We start from the raw sequence: 19,783 nt of genomic DNA, 5'->3' as shown, positions 1-19,783 counted from the left end.
AAAAAAGACCGTGATAATTTTTTATCACGGTCTTTTTGTTCTAAAAATAAAATTGTTGATCAATAAACTATTTTACAATAGTCATCATTTTAGTTTCACTCCAAGCACCCGAATAAATTGAATAATAATAATTACCAGAAGGTAAGTTAGTAACATCTAATGTAATTTCATATGATCCAGGCTTTTGATATGTTTTAAGCAATCTACTTACAATTTTCCCACTCATATCCCTTAAAACAAATTCAGTGTTTCCATCTAATCCAATTGAATATTCAATTTTAGTTGATGGATTAAATGGATTAGGAACATTTTGTTTTAGTGAGTAAACTTTATTAGTTAATTCAATCAACCTTGATTTTAAGCCACAAACTGGTACAATATCAATAACAGGTGTAACCTTATTTATAGTTGCACATCCTAAACCAGCTAACAGTAAAGAAACTTCTATATTTCTACTTAAATTCTCATTTAATAAAACATTGAAAGGAACAGCAATCAATTCTTCTATATCATTTAATTCTCCAATACCAGTAACGTCAATAACTAACTCACCATCCTTTGATAATGGATTAACTGTAGCTTTAGCATTTGTACCATTCATTCTTCCTAATATTATTTTAGCTTTTTGAGGATCAACTTCACTTGGATCATATCTGAAAATAACAGTATAACCACCTAGTAAATTTATTTTTGGTGTAGGAAGTTGATCAAATTTTACATGTACAATAATTTCACCACCAATTTCACCTTTTGTACCTTTATCAAAATCACCTGTGAGAGTTGCAGAAATTAAAGCAGCAACTTCAATTGTATTTCCACTAACATCAAGCTGAAGTGGAGATTTTGGTGAACCATAATGAACCAACAACTTACCATTTTGTTTAGTTTTGGTAAATGGTTTGAATCTTATTTGAACAGATTGCTTGCCCCCAACAGGAATTGTAAAAGACAGTTTTGGGTTTGGAGATACAATTGAGAATTCACTTCCTAAACCTGATAAACTTAGGCTGTCGATTGTAATTGGAGTTTGACCTGTATTTGTTAATACTGCATTTAAAAGTGAATCTGCTGGTGCACATAAATCTGGGAATGCTACTCCAATGCCTTCTAATCCGTCTATTATTCCAACACCGCTCCAATGTGAAGTTGTATCAACATTGTCACGAGTTACAGCTTTTACTTGTGCTAATCTAATTCCTCCAACTTTTGCATTGAAATACCCCTCTAATCGAACTGTATCATTACTACCTATTTTCATAGTAATTGGTAGTGAAGGTACGTTTGCCATTCTATAATCACCTTCTGGAGTATTTGTGAAATCGAATTTAGTAATTGTTACTGAATCAAAAAATTGGTCTCCTTGAATCCAAAATTCAACAATTCGTTTATTCTCAGTTTTTTCACCAACAATCAAAGTTCCATAATCATAGTCTTTTGTTGCTAGAAATGGATAAGTTCCAATTCCTTTCAACACTGACTTAACATCAGTTCCTCCAACAATAACATTGTAATTGATAATCATTTGTCTATTGCCTTTAACAGATGGATTGAATTCAACATCCAGTGGTATAGAATCTTTTGGATTTATATTTAGATTATTTAATTTAGCTAAAGATGCTGATGTTAACCTAAAGTCTGAAGTATCTCCAACATAAGAACTAACACCATTTACTTGAGAATTTGATGTTCCTAAATTTACTAAATAGACTTTAGCAGGGAACCATCCAGTTTTAACTCTTCTTCTCCTCCAATCATAATCAGTGGCAATTAATTGAGGTTGAACTCCTTTACCTTGTAGAATTCCAACACTATCATTTAATACGTTAAATGGTGCATTATTTGCAAAAACTACTGAATCTAAATAATCCTTAACTTCATTAGGTTTGAAATTAACTTTTAGGTAAACTGTGTCCTTAGGTTTGAGTTTTAAAGGGAATGCTGGAAATCCGTTTGGTAATGAAAATACATCATCTAAATTTTTCCCAAATGGACCAGTTGCTCCTGATATTACTAATTGAGGACCATTTTGAGCAATGTTTGTTATGAAAATACTATCTCTATTTGTTGTGCCAACAATGTGAGTTCCAAAATTTTTATCACTAACTTTAATTATTGGTTCACCTATAAATGCTTTCAATAAAGTTAAACTTTTTCCAGCACAGAGACCTTCAACTAGAATTGAATCTTCATAATTCCCCCCTTTTGTACCAATAAATTCTAAATCTACTATTACAGTATCTTTACCACTTCCTTTTGGAGATAACTTAAAAGTACCTAAAGGTGAAACTATTTTAAAACCAACATTTCCTTTTAACAAATAAAGTCTTTTAATTTGTAATTCATCGAAAGATAAATTTTTAAGTACTGCTTTAGCTGTAATTTTTTGACCGTTGGATGTCTCTCCAAAATCTATTGGTTTTGGAGTTAAATCAACGTCAACCGGATTGTAATCAACAGTATCAAGGCTAAAATTTCCAGCCATATCTGACATAACGATAATTGCATGTGCTTGTTGAGTTTTATCAATTGGGTTCAATTCTAATGTAGTGGTTCTTGATACACCAGGAACGAAATCAGCAACAACTAAATCATAGTTAAATGATTCAGGATCTAAATCAATTGAAGACAAATTACTTCTTACATTCTGATCATCTGGGTAATCTTTTACTGTTGCTTTTACATTGCCACAATCAAATACTTTATCAATTACTGGGGCATCTTTATCCAGCGAACTTAAGTCACCTGTAGCTACTGATAACGGATAACCATAAGAATCAAACTCACCATAACCATAAATATATGCTGCAAAAGGTTGACTACAACGAACTCTGTAAGTGCCAGGTTGAATCAAGAAAGTTTTCCCAACATACCTTCTTCCATTTATTAAAGTTGGGAAAATCTGGAATGTGTTATCATACAAATCGGTCATTTTTTTAAAATTATTACTACCTCCAGGAGCTAGTTCTAAATCATAAAATCCGACTGAATCGCATACAACATTAATGTAATTTTTTGGGAAATCTGCTGCAGGAGTACAAAACACAAATTGCTTTTGATATTGTTCTAATGGTGTTAGCATTAAATAAAATGGATCACTTGGCACACCATCATAAGTTTGTGAGTTATTGTATTGACCAACATATATTTTTTTATCTGAAATAATTTCTACTGGGTTAATATCTGGTGGAAGATATTCAAGAAATCCTGTTCCGTTGCCGCCACCTTTTCTTGTAATAATACCATTTTTCTTGCCATTAATAAAAATAGTTGCATTTTCTTCTCCTGCAAATATCTTATAATAATCTCCTTTTCTTCTAGTTGCATAATGAACTGAATGGTAAACTTTACCCCAAGCACTAATAGGCAACATTGTCTCAACAAGATAATCACAAGCTGGATATTGAAAAGTTGGTAAATATGTACACATGTGTCCCGCAATTACGGATATAGGCTTATTCGAAGTAATAATTGCTCCAGAAATATCTATTGCAGGTATTTTTGTCATCATTGCAAACACATCACCCTTATCTAACTCTACAGTAAAAGATCCATCCTTTGCATCATGAGAAACTGTTGAGCTTCCTTCAGGTAATGTTATAACAACTGATGTTTCATCAAATGGAGCAGTTATTTTAACTTCAGCTGGTAAAAATTGTAATGCAGTTGCAAAATTAGGAGAAGTTGCAACCATGTATTCTTTTCCTAAACCATTTACTGGTAAAGCCAAAATTCCATCGCTTGTAAAGGAAATTCTATTAATACAATAAACTACAATAGCTTGTTTTGCTAGTATCCTAATAGCTTTCTTTTCGTACTTCAAATCTTCTGGCAAAGGAGTTCTATCATTCCTTTTATAAATTTGAGCTTCTTCTGGGCTTAAATCATAAGTTACAATATCATAAGGGACAGTGTAAAGTTTTTTCTTTAAACTTGTTCCAGCATAGATGCTTACTTCTGTTTTGACTCCAGAAGTAATATAAAGCCTAATGTATCTGACGCTTGCTGAAGTTTGTTCCCAATTGGCAGGTAAAGAAAAATAGAATTCTTTGCCAGAATTAGTTAATGCAGTTGCTCCTAAATTTTTTATACCACCATCGCTTTGCGAAAAACTAGTATTAAAATATGATACAAATAACAATACAAGTAAAATGAAAAAATTATTTTTCATGTTTTTTATAAGAAAAAGTTTATGATTGATAACTAATAAAGACACCTAAACTAATGAAAAGACAACTAATTTAAAACAAAAATATTCTTAATTATTCAATAATCAAATTAATCCTTTAATAAAATGAATTAACAACCCAACAAATCCACCAATTATGGTTCCGTTTAATCTAATAAATTGCAAATCACGACCTAAGTTAGTTTCAATTTCATAAGATAATTTTTTTTCATCCCAAGAATCTATAACTTTATTTATCATATTGCCAATAGTTGTATGATTTTCTTTTATGATTGTTACAACAACATTCCTAAATGAATCATCAATCTTGCTTTGCAAATTAGGGTCAATTGCGATTTTATTTTGGAAATTTTCTAAAAATTGTAAAATTGAATTTTTAATTTTGGATTTATCATTTGAATCTAAATCTTCAATAACTAATAATTTTAATTTATCCCATAAACTATCAATACTATCCTTTAGATTACTGTTGTTTAATATACCATTTTTCCATTCATTTAGTTGTAATGAGTAATCTGGATTGGTGGCAAGGTTAAGAGTAAGTTCATTCAATTTTTCCTCAATTGAAACTCTTAAAACGTGATTTTTATCTTTCTGAGCTTCATTTAATTGCTCAATTATTGTCTCTAAAGCTTTTTCAGTAATGCTTTCAACGAAAGTATCTGGAACTAAATTACTCCCCCATTTTAAAATTTTTTCTAGATAATTTTCAATTATAATTTTAATTCTTTGTCTATGAGTAGGTAACCATTCGCTTAAAAAATTAATCCCATTATTAATAAAAATTTCATGTTTGCCATTCTTGATTAAAATATCTAATCCTTTAGCAAACAAGGGAGCTGGTTGTAAATTGTTTAATTTTTCTGTGATTAAATTAGAAATTTTTTTCTTAATTATTGAATCATCAATTTGATTCAGAAAATATAAAATTCCATCGGATACAAAATCTGTAATTTTTACTTTGTTAGCCTCAACTGAAATAAATTCTATTATAAATTTTGAAGCAGATACATTTTTTAATTCATTAGTAATTGCATCAATTGATAACAACCTTGACTCAACAAAAAAAGCTAGATTTTTCCCAATTTCTTTTTTCTTTTTTGGTATAATTGCTGTGTGCCAAATTGGGATTCCTAATGGGTGTTTGAAAAGTGCTACAACTGCGAACCAGTCAGCCAAAGCACCTACCATTGCAGATTCAGCAAAAGAATTAATATAACCAATAAAAGGAATATTAACAAAGTGGAGGGTAGTAATGAAAATTAAAGCCATTAAAATAAAAATAGAAGTTGCAAATAACTTCATTTTTTTTAACGCAATTTCTTTTTCATTTTTTACTTCTTTTAGCATAATTAAATTTACAGCAATGATTCATCAATTAATCCTCTTCCAGTTTTATTAATTCCACCATTTATTTTAATATAATCTAAAGCACCATCAAGTATACCATTGATAAATACACCCGATTTTTCAGTAGAATAAATTTTAGAAATTTCAATAGCTTCATTAATTGTAACTTTAGGTGGGATTTCTGGGAAATGAGTAAACTCAGCTAAGCCAATATAAATTAATGCTTTATCAACAATAGCAATTCTATTAAGCTCCCAATTACTAGTAGTTTCAACTATAATTTTATCAAATTCGGCTCGATTATTAAACGCAACTCTTATAAGTTTGACAGCAAACTCCATTAAATCTGGTTTGTTCTTAAAATCAGGATACAAAATTCTTTCCGCAATAATATCAATTTTATCTTCACTAACAATCTGAGCATACAAAGATTGCATCACACGTTCGCGAACTGTTCTTCTGTTAATTAATTTTGAGTTATCTATTTGCATTTATTTCAAAAAACTTTTTTAAAAAAATTACATATACAAAAATAAACTTAATCCATTAATTTTTTAAGATAATAATTTGAAATTTTTAAAGTAATAAATTATCTAATTCGCCTTAAATATTAATTTTACAAAATATGTCATCTAAAATTTTGTCAATAAAAAAGGTTGAATAGATATCCAACCTTTTTTTGTAAAATTATTATAGGAAATCATTAGAATTCTGTTTAATATTTTTATAAAATTATTACTAAAATTAAATTTATCAAAACAATAATTTGTAAGAAGTATTAAAGTATAAAAATCAAAAGTAACATTTAAAATAAGATCATATAATCCAAGTTAAAAAGTAATTTGTTATTGTAAATTAGAAGGCTAATGTTCTAAATGCTAACACAATAAATAGTGCTAGAACTCCGAAAAAAATTAATGTACATTTCATGGTTAAGTTAAAATTAAAGTTAATAAGTAAATTCTAGTAAATTAAATTATTAGTACTAAAAATAATTTTTAAATAAATTTGATTTCATATAACAAGAACACTTTAAAACAGATTTTCATAACAGTAATTATTTATTTATTTTTAAATCACAAATTAATTATTAGCAATTTTATACTTAGTATGAAAAGAAAAGCTTTCGTTCCCGATCCTGATGAATTAATTAATCCGGTATATTTTAAAACAGAAAATAGAGTAACTAAATTTAGAGAAGTTATTTCCCGCAGACAAAATGATTTGCATTTAATATTAGAAGATGTTTTTGACCCTCATAATGTATCTGCAGTCCTTAGAACATGCGATAGTGTGGGTGTTGGAGAAGTACATTTAGTATATGTTGAAGAAGAATTTCCAGTATTTAACAAAAAGTCTTCCTCTGGAACTTGGAAATGGATTAAATCTTCCAAGTATGATACTATTGAAAGTTGTTTTAAAAAATTAAAAAATGCAGGTGTTAAAATTTATACAACAGATTTAAATGAAAATTCAAAATCTATTTATGATGTTGATTTCACAGTACCAATTGCAATTGTTTTTGGAAATGAACACAAAGGAGTATCTAGAACCGCCAATGAATTATCAGATGGGAATATCAATATTCCAATGAATGGATTAGTTGAAAGTTTAAACATTTCTGTTGCATGTGCAGTAACTTTATATGAAGTTTTTAGGCAAAGAGATTTAAAAGAAATGTACAAAAATAATAAGTCAAATGAAGAAATTGAAAGAACATTAAAAGAGTGGTTGTTTAGAACAAGTAAAATTAAAATTCTATAAAATTAATAATCAATAGTATTAAAGTTTAATAAATAATTCTTTTAAGACTGAAAGCTTTTGACTAACCTATTTAAATCTAAAATTTGTTCAACAAACTGATCAGCTTTCTTTAAATCCAATTGAGTTGCTGAATCCGATAAAGCTTTAACAGGATTTGGATGAGTTTCAAAGAATACCCCATTAACACCAACAGAAACTGCAGCTCTTGCTAATGGCAAAACATATTCTGAGTTTCCTCCAGATTTACCATTTTCACCAGAAGGTAATTGTAATGAATGAGTTGCATCATAAATTACTGGAACCCCAGACTCTCTCATAATTATCAAACCTCTCATATCTACAACCAAATTATGATACCCAAATGAAGAACCTCTTTCACATATCATAACTTTATTATGACCAGTAATTTTTACTTTTTCAACAGCAAATTTCATATCATCAGGTGCCATAAACTGTCCCTTTTTAATATTAACCCATTTGCCAGTTTTTGCAGCAGTTTGAATCAATTCTGTTTGCCTAGATAAGAATGCTGGAATTTGAAGTACATCAACATATTTTGAAGCTAAAATTGCATCACTTTCAGTATGAACATCTGTTAGAGTAGGCATATTATAAAACTTCCCAGCATTATTTAATGCAGTAAGTGATTCTTCAGTACCTGTTGTCATAACTCCAGATATACTAGTTCTATTGGCTTTTTTAAATGATCCTTTTAATATAATTGGAACATTATATTTCTTTTTAATAGATGAAAGTTTTTCTGCAACTTCAAATATCAAATCATGTGATTCGACTAAGCAAGGACCAGCAATAAAGAAAAAGTCTTTAAACAAAATGTTAATAAATTGGTTAAGAATGGATTGTAAAGTTATGATTTTATTTCACTATAAAAAGATAAATTTTAAAATTTTAACGGAATCTATTTGAATTTAAAATTAAATTTGATTTAGCTTAAATTTCAATTTATTTTCAATGCTTATATTTGCAAACTTTTTTAAGTAAGCTTAATTTTTAATATATCAATAAATTTAAAATTTATAAAAATGAATATTGCAGTTTGTATTTCTCAAACTCCAGATACAACAGCTAAAATAGTAATTGCTCAGGACGGGAAGACAATAGACTCAAAAGGGGTTAAATTTATTTTAAATCCGTATGATGAATTTGCTGTTGAAGAGGCACTAAGGCGTAAAGAAGCAACAAGTGGAACAGTTACAATTGTGTGTGTTGGTGATGATTCAGCTAAAGAAACCATAAGAGTAGCTCTTGCAATGGGGGCAGATAAAGGAATCCTAATTAAGGATATTGTAAAATCTGATTCATATTCAATTGCAGAAAATCTTGCTGATACTCTGAAGGTATTAGGAGCTGATATAATTTTTATGGGTAGGCAATCAATAGATTTTGATTCAGCTCAAATGGGACCAACAGTAGCAGCAATGATGTCAATTCCTTTTGTTTCTTTTGTTACCAAATTAGAAATAAACGGAAAGTCAATTATAGCAGAAAGAGATATTGAAGGTGGAAAAGAAGTTGTTGAAACTTCACTTCCATGTATTATTACAACCCAAAAGGGTTTGAATGAACCTCGTTATCCAAAATTGCCAGATATTATGAAAGCAAAATCAAAACCTATAGATGAAAAAAATTCTATATCTGAAACAATTCGTGTTGTTACAAAATCAATGAGTAATCCTGCAGCTAAGCAAGGTGGAAAAATTCTAGATTATTCACCAGAAAATGTAAAAGAACTTGTTAGATTACTTCATGAAGAGGCAAAGGTTATTTAAATTGTTTTTGTTTGTTTAAATTAGTTAGAATCTCAAATTATTAAGAAAAATTAAAATGAAAATATTAGCATACATAGAACAAAGAGGGGGTATATTAAAGAAAAATGCTTTTGAAACAATTACTGCAGCAAGAAATTTAGCATCTCAATCTAGAGGTAGCTTTACTACCTTACTTATTGGATCTAGTGTTTCAGGATTAGCGAATAAATTAGGCGAATATGGTGCTGAAAATGTAATTGTAATTGAGGATAATAGGTTAGAGAACTATTCTCCAATTGCTGTAGCAAATGCAATTGCAAATGTTGCAACAAAAGAATTATCAAATGTAGTATTAATTAGCAATACATCTTATGGCAAAGATTTAGCTCCATACGTTGCAGTTAAATTAAAGGCTGGGTTATCACCAGATATCATTTCTTTAAGTTACAATGAATCTGAATTAACAGCAACTAGAGCAATATATGCTGGAAAAGCAAAAATAGAAACTCAAGTTACAACTGAGGTAAAGGTATTTTCGTTAAAACTAAATGTTTTTACAGCTACTGTAAGTCCTGTAGTTCCTATTACTAATAAATATGAAATTGAATTTGATGAATGTGATTTCAATACTAGAGTAATTGAAACAAAAGTCAATTCAGGGAAAATAGATGTGTCGGAAGCTGATATAATAATTACTGGTGGTAGAGGTTTGAAAGAAGCAACAAATTTTAACATAATTGAAAATCTTGCAGAACCACTTTCAGCGGCAGTTGGGGCTTCTCGAGCTGTTGTAGATGCAGGTTGGAGACCTCATTCAGAGCAAGTTGGGCAAACAGGGAAAACGGTTTCTCCATCATTATATGTTGCTTGTGCAGTTTCAGGAGCAGTTCAACATTTGGCTGGTATGAGTAGTTCTAAATTTATAGTTGCAATTAATAAAGATAAAGATGCTCCAATATTTTCAGTTGCTGATTATGGAATTATAGGTGATGTTTTTGAAGTTCTTCCATTAATGACTCTTGAAGTAAAAGCACTATTAGGTAAATAAAATTAATAGTTATTAAATTATGAATAAAATTCAAATGGAAATATTTGGGTTAACTAGTAGCCCTCATAATAGTGGTGCTTACTCCTTAATTCTCCAAGAGACTAGTGGATTGAGAAGATTAGCAATACTTATTGGTGCCGATGCAGCTCAGTCAATTGTTAATGAATTAGAAGGTTTAAAACCACCAAGACCAATAACACATGATTTACTTAAAAAAGTTATTGAGAATTTAGATGGACATTTAATTGAGGTGATAATTCATGATTTGAAAGAAGGAACATATTTTGCAAATATAATAATTGAAGATTGTTCAGAGATTGACTCTCGACCTTCAGATGCTATTGCAATTGCTTTGAGAGCAGGTATTCCAATTTATGTTACTGAAAATGTTCTTGATGAAGCAGGATCATTAGTTAAAGATGAAGATGAAACTGAAGACGAAGTTGGGAATTTAGATAATAAACTTGAAAATGAAAATACCCAACAAATAAAATCACTTTCAATTAAAGATACACTAGAAATTCAACTTCAAGAGGCAATTACAAATGAAGAATATGAACTAGCAGCAAAGATAAGGGATGATATATCAAAGTTAGATCCTAATATATAATATCAACTGTAACCATTTGTTTTAATTTTAAAGGAATGCAGTTCATTAATATTTTGGACTGCTTTTTTTTTAAATAATTTATATGAATATTATTTAATTCCCACACCTTCATTATTTGTACTTCCTCCTTTTGAATTGCTTTTCTCTTTTTTAAATTCTTCCATTTTTGGAGTTGTACCAAATCTATAATTAATATTAATTCCAATTGTCCTTGAAGTCCATTTATTTAAATTTTCAGAATAAAATTGATATGATTGATATTTCATTTCCCATTTTTGAAAATTGAAAGGATCATTGACTCTTAAAGAAATTGATAATTTTTTGTCAAACAATTTTTGGTTTAAAGATAAAGACATCCATGAATATCCACTATTATTATTACCACCAATAATGCTTCCAGATCTATAATAAATGTTTGATCCAAAAGATAGTCCATTGTAGATGTCAGAATTTATATATCCATTTAATGTATAACCTAAATCATGAGAATATATGTCACCTGGTATATTACTACCTCTGTTTTCAGTATTAAAAACACTACCCCCAAGCCTTAAATTAAGCCAAGTAACAGGTCTTAACATTATATTTGATTCAATTCCATATTTATCTGTTCCATTAAAATTTGCATCAGTTGAATATGTTAATTCATCTATAATTTGTTGTGAGTTTTCGATATTTCCAGAAGTTTTGGTTAAAAATAAACTTGTAGAAACGTTATTCCCAATTCCCCAAAAAGTATTGTAACCAAGTTCAAATGAGTTTTCAAATTCAGGTTCTAAGTCTGGATTACCAGATTTGATAAAGATATTGCTCCACTTAACTTTGGTTGGATTTAAGTCATCTACACTAGGCAAAGAAACACTTCGCCTATAACTTAATGAGAGACTATTTGATTGATTGAAATTAAAGTTAACTGAACCGCTTGGAAATAAATTATTAAAATTTTTAGAAATGATTTCTAATCCATTTGAATATTTTGCTGAAACATTTGCAAACTCAGACCTAATTCCAGATTGAAAACTTAATTCATTTGAAACTGATAATGATACATTAATGTACCCAGCATAAATACTGTTCTGTGGGATATAGTGATTCGATTGAATTGAATCTTGTACATACTCTCCTTTCTTATAATCCATAACTTTTAATTCAGTTATGTTGTCTCCATTATTTGCTTCATATTTACCACCTAATTCTAATTTTAATTTGTCATTAACTGGGTTTTCATAACTCAAACTTAATACATTTGATTTAGTTCCATTTTTCCTATAATCTATTCTATCAATACTTTTGAGTGAATCTATAGTAGATCCAACATAGTTTGTGCTTTTGTAGATAGAAGAATTGCTCCAACCCCATCCAGTATAATTCCATTCTAAGGATATTAAATGATCTTTACTAAAATTATGTTTTAACAAAAAAGAACCTTCATCATAACCACCATCTTCGGTAGAATTAGGATCACGATAAGAAGTGTCTATGCTATTTCTAATTAATTTGTTTGAGATATTATAGTATTCAGTAATTCCTCCAGAGTAACGATTTGATGGCCACCTATTGATATTAAATGAAACTGAAGCTACATCATTATCAGTAAAATTATAATCAACTTGACCAGATCCAGACTTATTGCTTGAAGTGCTTGTTCCAGTTGCATTTGTTTTAATTGTTCTTTCAATCGAATCTAAATAATTAATTCTCAAGCTAGTTGATGAGTTTGATTGAGGACCATAAAAAATTCCTCCATTTAAGGAAGCATTAATTATTTTTCCATTATAGAATAAACCTGCATTAGTGTTTAAACCTAACCTTGAATCAGTTCCAATTGAAATATTTCCTCCAAACATATCTGAGAGTTTTTTCTTTGAAACAATGTTAATTATACCACCCTGCATTCTAGCATCATATTTAGCACTCGGATTAGTTTTAAGCTCTATTTCTTGCACTTCATTGGATGGAAGTGATTGAAGAAATTTACTTAATTGTTCTTGTGGCATTAATATTGGTCGGTCGTTCATCATTATTGTTACTGAACTTCCTCGCATTGTTACATTCCCATCTTGATCTACTGAAACTGAGGGTATTTGTGCAAGTAACTCACTTACGTTTGTTGCGGAAAATTGAGGATTATCTTCAACTGTAAAAACTTTTTTATCTGCTTTAATAACAACCATCTCCTTTTTATCAACAACAACAACTTCTTGCCCTTTTATTGTGGTTTGTATTAATTTAATACTCCCTAAATTTAACTCATTGGATTCATTTTTAATTATGATATTATTTTTTAAATTAGTTTCATAGCCGATCATTTTAACTTCAATTTTATATGCTTTGCCTAATACAACATTACTTATTTTGAAAAATCCATTTTCATTTGAAATTGCTCCAATTAGATTTGAATTAGAGTCATTTGATAATTTCATAGAAATCGAAACTCCTTTTAATGGAGTGTTAGAAATAGCATCAAATACATTGCCAATTATTGAACCATTATTCTGAGAAAATAAATTAACTGTACTAATGGTAACAAAAGTTAAGGTAAAAATGAAAAATTTTTTCATAAAGAAATATGAGTAAGTAAACTATTCTATTAAAGAAAAATTGAGAATTAAAAAGTTATATACTCTAATTATAATATTTGTAACAGAAATAATTCAGATATCATTGATTGACATTACATTACATTACATTAAATGATAAAATTTCTATGTAATCTAACAATTATGTAATATTAAAAAATTGACATAAAAATTAATATGATAATTGATAGATTTAATTTTTCAATGCCTCTTCAAGTCTACCAATTTCATCTCGAATTTCAGCAGCTCTTTCAAAGTTTAATTCTTTAGCAAATTGTTTCATTTCACTTTTTAATAGTTCAATTAACTCTTTCTTTTGTTCTGGTGCAAGCTTTTTAAACACTGGATCTTCACTAATTGGATTTTGATTGTTATTAACTTCATTCCTTCTTTTATCCCTATGTGATTTCATGTCTGCAACACTTGTAGAACTTATAATTGCTTCTCTAGATTTACGAACTGTTGATGGAGTAATACCATTTTCAATATTGTAGCTAGTTTGTACAGTTCTTCTTCTTTGACATTCATCAATTACTTTTCTCATTGATTCAGTCATTTTATCAGCATACATAATTACCTTTCCATCTTGATGCCTTGCAGTTCTACCAGCAGTTTGCATTAAAGAACGTTCACTTCTTAAAAACCCTTCTTTATCAGCATCTAAAATTGCAACTAATGAAACCTCTGGCAAATCTAATCCTTCTCTCAATAAATTTACACCAATTAAAACATCATAACTTCCTAACCTCAAATCCCTTAAAATTTCAACTCTTTCAAGTGCATCTATATCAGAATGAATATATTGAACTTTTATTCCAACATTTGTTAAATATTCTGACAAATCTTCAGCCATTCTTTTTGTTAATGTTGTAACTAAAACTCTTTCTTTTTCTTCCTTTAAAACTCTTTCTCTAATTTCTGCAATTAAATCATCTATTTGATTTTTTACTGGTCTAACTTCAATTATTGGATCTAACAAACCTGTAGGTCTTATAATTTGTTCTACTACAACACCTCCAGATAACTCAAGTTCTAAATCACCTGGAGTTGCAGAAACAAAAATTACCTGACCAACTCGTTCAAAAAATTCTTCGAACTTTAATGGTCTATTATCTAATGCACTTGGAAGCCTAAACCCATGTTCAATTAATGTTGATTTACGGGCTCTATCACCATTAAACATACCTCTAATTTGTGGTAATGTTACATGACTTTCATCTATAATTGTTACAAAATCTTGTGGGAAATAATCAACCAATGTTGCAGGAGCAGAGCCTGGTTCACGATTTGCAAGAACCCTAGAATAATTTTCGATGCCAGAACAATAACCAAGTTCTTTCATCATTTCAATATCAAAAAAAGTTCTTTGTTCTAACCGTTGTGCTTCAATTAATTTGTCTTGAGATCTAAGCTCTTTGAGCCTTTCGTAAAGTTCATCTCTAATTACTTTTATAGCTTTTTCTATTTGAGGTTGAGAAGTTACAAATAACCTTGCTGGAAATATTGTTTCAGTTTCAACAGTATCAATTACTTTTCCAGTAACTCTATCAAAATGAGAAATTTTTTCTATTACTGAACCAAAAAATTCTATTCTAATGCCAGTATCATCTTCATATCCTGGAATAATCTCAACAACATCGCCTCTAACTCTAAAATTACCTCTATAAAAATCAACATCATTTCTTGTATAATAAATTTCTGAAAATGAGTGTAGTAATTTGTTCCTATCAATTGTATCTCCTTTTCTAACATGCACAACTTGTCCGCCAAATTGATCCTTAGAGCCAATTCCATAAATACAAGATACTGATGAAATAATTGCAACATCTTTTCTATCTTCAAGTAAAGCACTTGTTGCTCTAAGTCTTAATCTATCAATCTCTTCATTGATATTAAAGTCTTTTTCTATATAAGTATCAGTGCTTGGTAAATATGCTTCAGGTTGGTAATAGTCATAATACGAAATAAAGAATTCAATTTTATTTTTTGGAAAAAAAGACTTGAATTCTCCATACAACTGAGCAGCTAAAGTTTTATTATGAGATATTATTAAAGCAGGTCGTTGTAGATTTTTTAATACATTTGAGATTGTAAAAGTTTTACCAGACCCAGTTACTCCTAAAAGTGTTTGGAACCGATCTCCACGTTCAAGACCTTCAACTAACTGAGCAATTGCGTCTGGCTGATCACCACTTGGCTTATAAGGGGATTCTAACTCAAATTCCATTTTTAAATTTATTTATTAATTTCATTACAAACAATTACAACAATTATTCAATTTCGATAATAAATATTGAATAATATTCAGTTTAAGAATTTAATATATTGAAAACTTATATTTTTACCAAAAAAATTATCTAAAAATTTGTTATACCATATTGAAAAATTTACTTGGAATTGAGCAATTAACCAAAGATGAGATTTTTTCAATGTTTGATAGTTCTTTAATTATTAAAAATGAATTTCTTATTCCTAGAAAAAGTAAAAACAGTTTACAAGGAAAAACAATTGTTTTGTTTTTTGTGGAAAATTCAACTAGAACATTATCAAGTTTTGAGTTAGCAGCCAAAAGACTAAATGCAACAACAATCAGATTTACAACTTCTTCAAGTTCCATTACTAAAGGCGAAACTTTGCTCGATACTATGAAAGTTTTAGAAGCTATGAAAATTGATGGTGTTGTGATGAGGCATAGCTCTTCTTGTTCTGTTAAATTTTTATCTGATAGGTGTAATTCAGTTTTTATAAACGCAGGTGATGGATCTCATGAACACCCAACTCAAGCTCTTTTAGATGGTCTTACTTTATATGAAAAATGGGGTAAAAATGTTGATTCATTTAAAGGGAAAAAAATTGTTATAATAGGTGATATTTCCCATAGTAGAGTTGCAAGATCTAATATTTTAATGTTGAATAAATTGGGTGCTCAAGTTGGCATTTGTGCCCCACCAACTTTGATTCCTATGGGTATAAATAATATGGGAGTAGTGAAATTAAAAAATATAAATGATTCAATTGAATTTGCTGATTGTTTGATGTTTCTTAGAATACAAAGGGAAAGACAAGATGGAGCTTTTTTCCCATCACTTGGAGAGTATTCAAAATATTTTGGATTGAATAAATCGATTTTACATAATTTAAAATCTAATCAATATATCCTTCATCCAGGTCCTGTATCACTTGGAGTTGAATTAGATTTAGAGAGTGAAACTAGTAATCAATCACTAATACTCAATCAAGTAGAAAATGGAGTAGCAGTTAGGATGTCTATTTTAGAGACATTGCTTGAATCTTAACATGAATCTTATTATTACACAAATAAAAATTCAATCAAGAAAAATCAAAATCTAATAAAAATTCTCCAATTTTTTCTTATTTTTTAAATCTTGTTGTATAAAAATATAGTTCCTTATCAAATCTGGATTTTCTTTGATTAAGAGCATATTTTTCTTCTTAAGATTTATTGATAATTTGAAATTCTTTAATTTACTTTTAATCATTGAGTTAAGTACTTTTTTATCTATATCTAAATTATAAGTAATTCTGATTTCTGAAAATAATGAGTTTGAGTTTTTAATTTGATTTACTTCAGATTCTAATTTTTTACATTCTGCTTTAATTTTACTTGTAAATCTTTTTATTACTTTTTCATTTAAAAAACTAATTGTATCAATACCATTAATTTCATCTACTAAAAATTTTATTCTAAGCATTTCAAATACATCATTAGCGTCTCTTGCTTGAGTTAATTCTTTTAATAATTGTTCTTTATCGAATCTAACTTTTTCTTCCATTTCTAAATCAGGGTGAATTTTAACAACAATATTTTTGTAAAGTTTAGATATATCGAGATTGAAGAGTTCATCAACTTTCTCAAGATTAAAGTTCTCATTTTCAGACAAATCCATATTCATCCTTCTTTTAGCATCATCAATTTGCCGACCATATTTATCAAAAAATAATTTCAAATCCTCCTCAGTAAAATTATCTCCTAATATGTCATCTGGTTCAATTCTAATTCCAAATTGTTGATAAATTAAATCTGAAGCATTAAATCTAACTTCATTTAAAGTTTTATCATCTAAAAATGGTTTGTATTTATTATATAAATCATTAAGATCATTAGTACCAGAATAGTTTATAGCATTTGTAATATGATCATATATAATTTCTTCTAAATTTGATTTGAGTTTTCCTTTTAAATTGCTACTGAAATTTTTAATAAAATTGTCGAAAAAATATATTTCCTCTTTCAATAAAATAATATAATTTAACTCATAAGGTTTTAATTTTGTAATTGTTTCATATGTTAAAATGCTATTAAAATCATTTATATAATTAAAATCTTTTTTAAGGATTTTTAGTTTTTCAATAGCTTTATAAAATTGTTTATGTTCTTTATTTTTTTTTAAAGTACTATTTTTAGTTAATACTATATCATATTTGTTGTTATAATTTTCGATAAGATTATATTTTTCATTTAAATAATTACTCATGAATAATAGGAATATTGTATGTTCAGGTTATATAAAAATTTGAAAAGAAACATTTAAAAAATAAGTTTCAAAATTGAATAAAGCATAAATTGAATTTTTTAAAATAAATTCTAATTTAAAATTTCACATTTCTTTTCTAAGCCTTGCAACTGGAATTTTCAATTGTTCACGATATTTTGAAACTGTTCTCCTAGCAGAGTTAAAGCCAATTTCTTTAAGTTTAGTACTTATATCATCATCACTTAATGGCTTTTTCTTATCCTCTTTTTCAATCATTTTTGTTATTTCATTCCTTATAACATTTGTAGAGACTTCTTCACCTGAATCAGTTTCACTCCCTTCGGTAAACAAACTTCTAAGTTCATATATGCCATGACTTGTTTGAACATACTTACCATTTACAACTCTACTAATAGTTGATTTATCAGCACCAGTTTTTTCAACAATGTGACGGTAAACCATTGGAATAAGAAACTCTGGACCTTTAGAGAAAAAATCAAACTGATAATCTGCAATAGTTTGCATAACAGCAATTAAAGATTTCTTTCTTTCTCTTAATAATTGTATAAAAATATTTGCAGAGTCATAGTTTTCCCTAATAAAAGTTTGGGCTTTTTTATCTAATGAGTTTTCTTTTGCTCCTTTTCTCCCAACTAAATCTTTGTAATCTTTAGAAATTCTTAACTGAGGAACTTGTTTATCGTTAGTAGTTATAATCAATTTATTTGCTTCACTTTCAACAAAAAAGTCAGGCATAATAATATTATTACTATCCATTGATTGAGATCCAATGCCAGGTTTAGGATTTAACTTTTTAATTAATTCTATTGCATCTTTCAATTCATCTTGAGAACAATGAAGTTTTGATTTGAGTTGATCAAAATGTTTTAATGAAAATTCTTCATAAAAATCTTTAATTATTTTTTCTGCAATTAAATTAACAAAATATTTTGTTGTATTTAATTCAAGTTGAATTAGTAAACATTCTTTTAAATTTCTTGAACCAATTGCAGGTGGGTCTAGTCTTTGAATTATATGTAAGAGTTTATTTGCAGTAACCAAAGATATTATACCAAAATCTTCATTTGATTTAACAAGCCTTTCTCTACCAAAAGGTTCTTGAGTACTTCTGGCTTTGTAACTTTCAAACAAGTTGTCATTTATTTCAGTATGATAATCTTCTTCTTCAATAAGCCACCCATTCCTAATTTGAGTGACGTAAGCATTAGTATCATCAACAATTTCTAAAAGATCGCGTCTTAAATATCCATCTGAATCAATATTTCCTAATATTTCTTCTGCAATTGCAGTTTCAGGTTCAGATAAATTATAAGATGAAAGTTGATTATAAAGTAGTTCAAGTAAAGTTTGTTCATTTGGCTGTATAAATTCATTTCCATCATTATCAATTGAGAAAGTATCTGCTTTAAACCCCTCATAATCATCAGAAGGTTTTACATAATTTTCCCAGTACTCTTCAAGTTTTTCATCTTGACTAACTATATTTGAGTCAGTTTGCTTATCTAAATTCAAATAATCATTTTCTGGGTTTTCTTGTTCAATTATTATTACATCATTATCAGTTTCATTAAATTCAACTTCTTCTAATGGTGATTCTTCTAAAAGAGGATTAATTTCAATTTCTTCTTTAATTCTTTGTTCAAGAGCAGCAACGTTTAACTGCAAAAGTTTTTGTTGAAGTACTTGTTGGGGTGTTAGCCTTTGTTGTTGTTGTTGCTTTTGGTATAATGAAATCATATAAATTTAATAATCTAATTCAATTTTACAATTAATAATATTATTGAAATTATATTAAAACAAAATTAAGAATAAAAATCGATTAAAATTTTTGATTAAATTTGAATAAATCTCTTAGAAATAATTATAACTATTAAGAATAAATATTAAACTTTTAAGTTATTTTTATTACTATTTCAAATTATTTACCAAAAATAAGTTTAAAGGTTACATTGTAATGGTT

Annotated in this window: 13 protein-coding genes; 5 read left to right on the top strand and 8 right to left on the bottom strand. The window is 28.3% G+C overall.

Annotated elements, in window-relative coordinates:
* Window positions 1-67: 67 nt before the first annotated feature.
* From IPP08_08900 to nusB, 3 genes are all read right to left on the bottom strand, one after another.
* Window positions 68-4,168 (bottom strand): T9SS type A sorting domain-containing protein, encoded by a 4,101-nt coding sequence (locus tag IPP08_08900; protein ID QQS65886.1) that lies wholly within the window; start codon window positions 4,166-4,168, stop codon window positions 68-70.
* Window positions 4,169-4,270: 102 nt separating this feature from the next.
* Entirely contained in the window at window positions 4,271-5,536 is a 1,266-nt protein-coding gene (locus IPP08_08895) for a DUF445 domain-containing protein (protein ID QQS65885.1), read from the bottom strand.
* 8 nt (window positions 5,537-5,544) lie between these two features.
* Window positions 5,545-6,027, bottom strand: coding sequence for a transcription antitermination factor NusB (gene nusB, locus IPP08_08890; protein ID QQS65884.1), 483 nt, complete (start codon window positions 6,025-6,027; stop codon window positions 5,545-5,547).
* Between the two features lie 619 nt (window positions 6,028-6,646).
* Between nusB and IPP08_08885 the strand changes: the two genes are divergently transcribed.
* Entirely contained in the window at window positions 6,647-7,300 is a 654-nt protein-coding gene (locus IPP08_08885; GenBank protein QQS65883.1) for an RNA methyltransferase, read from the top strand.
* A 41-nt stretch (window positions 7,301-7,341) separates the two neighbouring features.
* Here IPP08_08885 and kdsA read toward each other — a convergent pair whose 3' ends face one another.
* Window positions 7,342-8,157, bottom strand: a complete 816-nt coding sequence (gene kdsA, locus IPP08_08880; protein ID QQS67862.1) for a 3-deoxy-8-phosphooctulonate synthase — start codon at window positions 8,155-8,157, stop codon at window positions 7,342-7,344.
* A 186-nt stretch (window positions 8,158-8,343) separates the two neighbouring features.
* Here kdsA and IPP08_08875 point away from each other — a divergent pair, with 186 nt between their 5' ends.
* The 3 genes from IPP08_08875 to IPP08_08865 are packed head-to-tail and all read left to right on the top strand — an operon-like array spanning window position 8,344 to window position 10,727.
* Window positions 8,344-9,090: an electron transfer flavoprotein subunit beta/FixA family protein gene (locus IPP08_08875; GenBank protein ID QQS65882.1), complete on the top strand. Its 747-nt coding sequence runs from the start codon at window positions 8,344-8,346 to the stop codon at window positions 9,088-9,090.
* Between the two features lie 49 nt (window positions 9,091-9,139).
* Window positions 9,140-10,117 (top strand): electron transfer flavoprotein subunit alpha/FixB family protein, encoded by a 978-nt coding sequence (locus IPP08_08870; GenBank protein QQS67861.1) that lies wholly within the window; start codon window positions 9,140-9,142, stop codon window positions 10,115-10,117.
* A gap of 19 nt (window positions 10,118-10,136) precedes the next feature.
* Window positions 10,137-10,727, top strand: a complete 591-nt coding sequence (locus IPP08_08865) for a bifunctional nuclease family protein (protein QQS65881.1) — start codon at window positions 10,137-10,139, stop codon at window positions 10,725-10,727.
* A gap of 89 nt (window positions 10,728-10,816) precedes the next feature.
* Here IPP08_08865 and IPP08_08860 read toward each other — a convergent pair whose 3' ends face one another.
* Together IPP08_08860 and uvrB are read right to left on the bottom strand one after the other, a co-directional pair.
* Window positions 10,817-13,288 carry a TonB-dependent receptor gene (locus tag IPP08_08860; GenBank protein ID QQS65880.1) on the bottom strand — a complete coding sequence of 824 codons (2,472 nt, stop codon included), beginning with the start codon at window positions 13,286-13,288 and terminating at the stop codon, window positions 10,817-10,819.
* 211 nt (window positions 13,289-13,499) lie between these two features.
* Window positions 13,500-15,533 (bottom strand): excinuclease ABC subunit UvrB, encoded by a 2,034-nt coding sequence (gene uvrB, locus IPP08_08855; GenBank protein QQS65879.1) that lies wholly within the window; start codon window positions 15,531-15,533, stop codon window positions 13,500-13,502.
* 136 nt (window positions 15,534-15,669) lie between these two features.
* Between uvrB and IPP08_08850 the strand changes: the two genes are divergently transcribed.
* Complete coding sequence (locus tag IPP08_08850; GenBank protein ID QQS67860.1) at window positions 15,670-16,602, top strand: aspartate carbamoyltransferase catalytic subunit; 933 nt, start codon at window positions 15,670-15,672, stop codon at window positions 16,600-16,602.
* A gap of 51 nt (window positions 16,603-16,653) precedes the next feature.
* Here the strand turns inward: IPP08_08850 and IPP08_08845 are convergent, their stop codons facing one another.
* Window positions 16,654-17,802: a hypothetical protein gene (locus IPP08_08845; GenBank protein QQS65878.1), complete on the bottom strand. Its 1,149-nt coding sequence runs from the start codon at window positions 17,800-17,802 to the stop codon at window positions 16,654-16,656.
* Window positions 17,803-17,925: 123 nt separating this feature from the next.
* Window positions 17,926-19,560 carry an RNA polymerase factor sigma-54 gene (gene rpoN / locus IPP08_08840; protein QQS65877.1) on the bottom strand — a complete coding sequence of 545 codons (1,635 nt, stop codon included), beginning with the start codon at window positions 19,558-19,560 and terminating at the stop codon, window positions 17,926-17,928.
* Window positions 19,561-19,783 lie beyond the last annotated feature (223 nt).

It is taken from the genome of Chlorobiota bacterium, assembly GCA_016700335.1.
Lineage (GTDB): Bacteria > Bacteroidota > Ignavibacteria > OLB7 > OLB7.
This window is presented reverse-complemented; position numbering and strand designations above follow the sequence as displayed.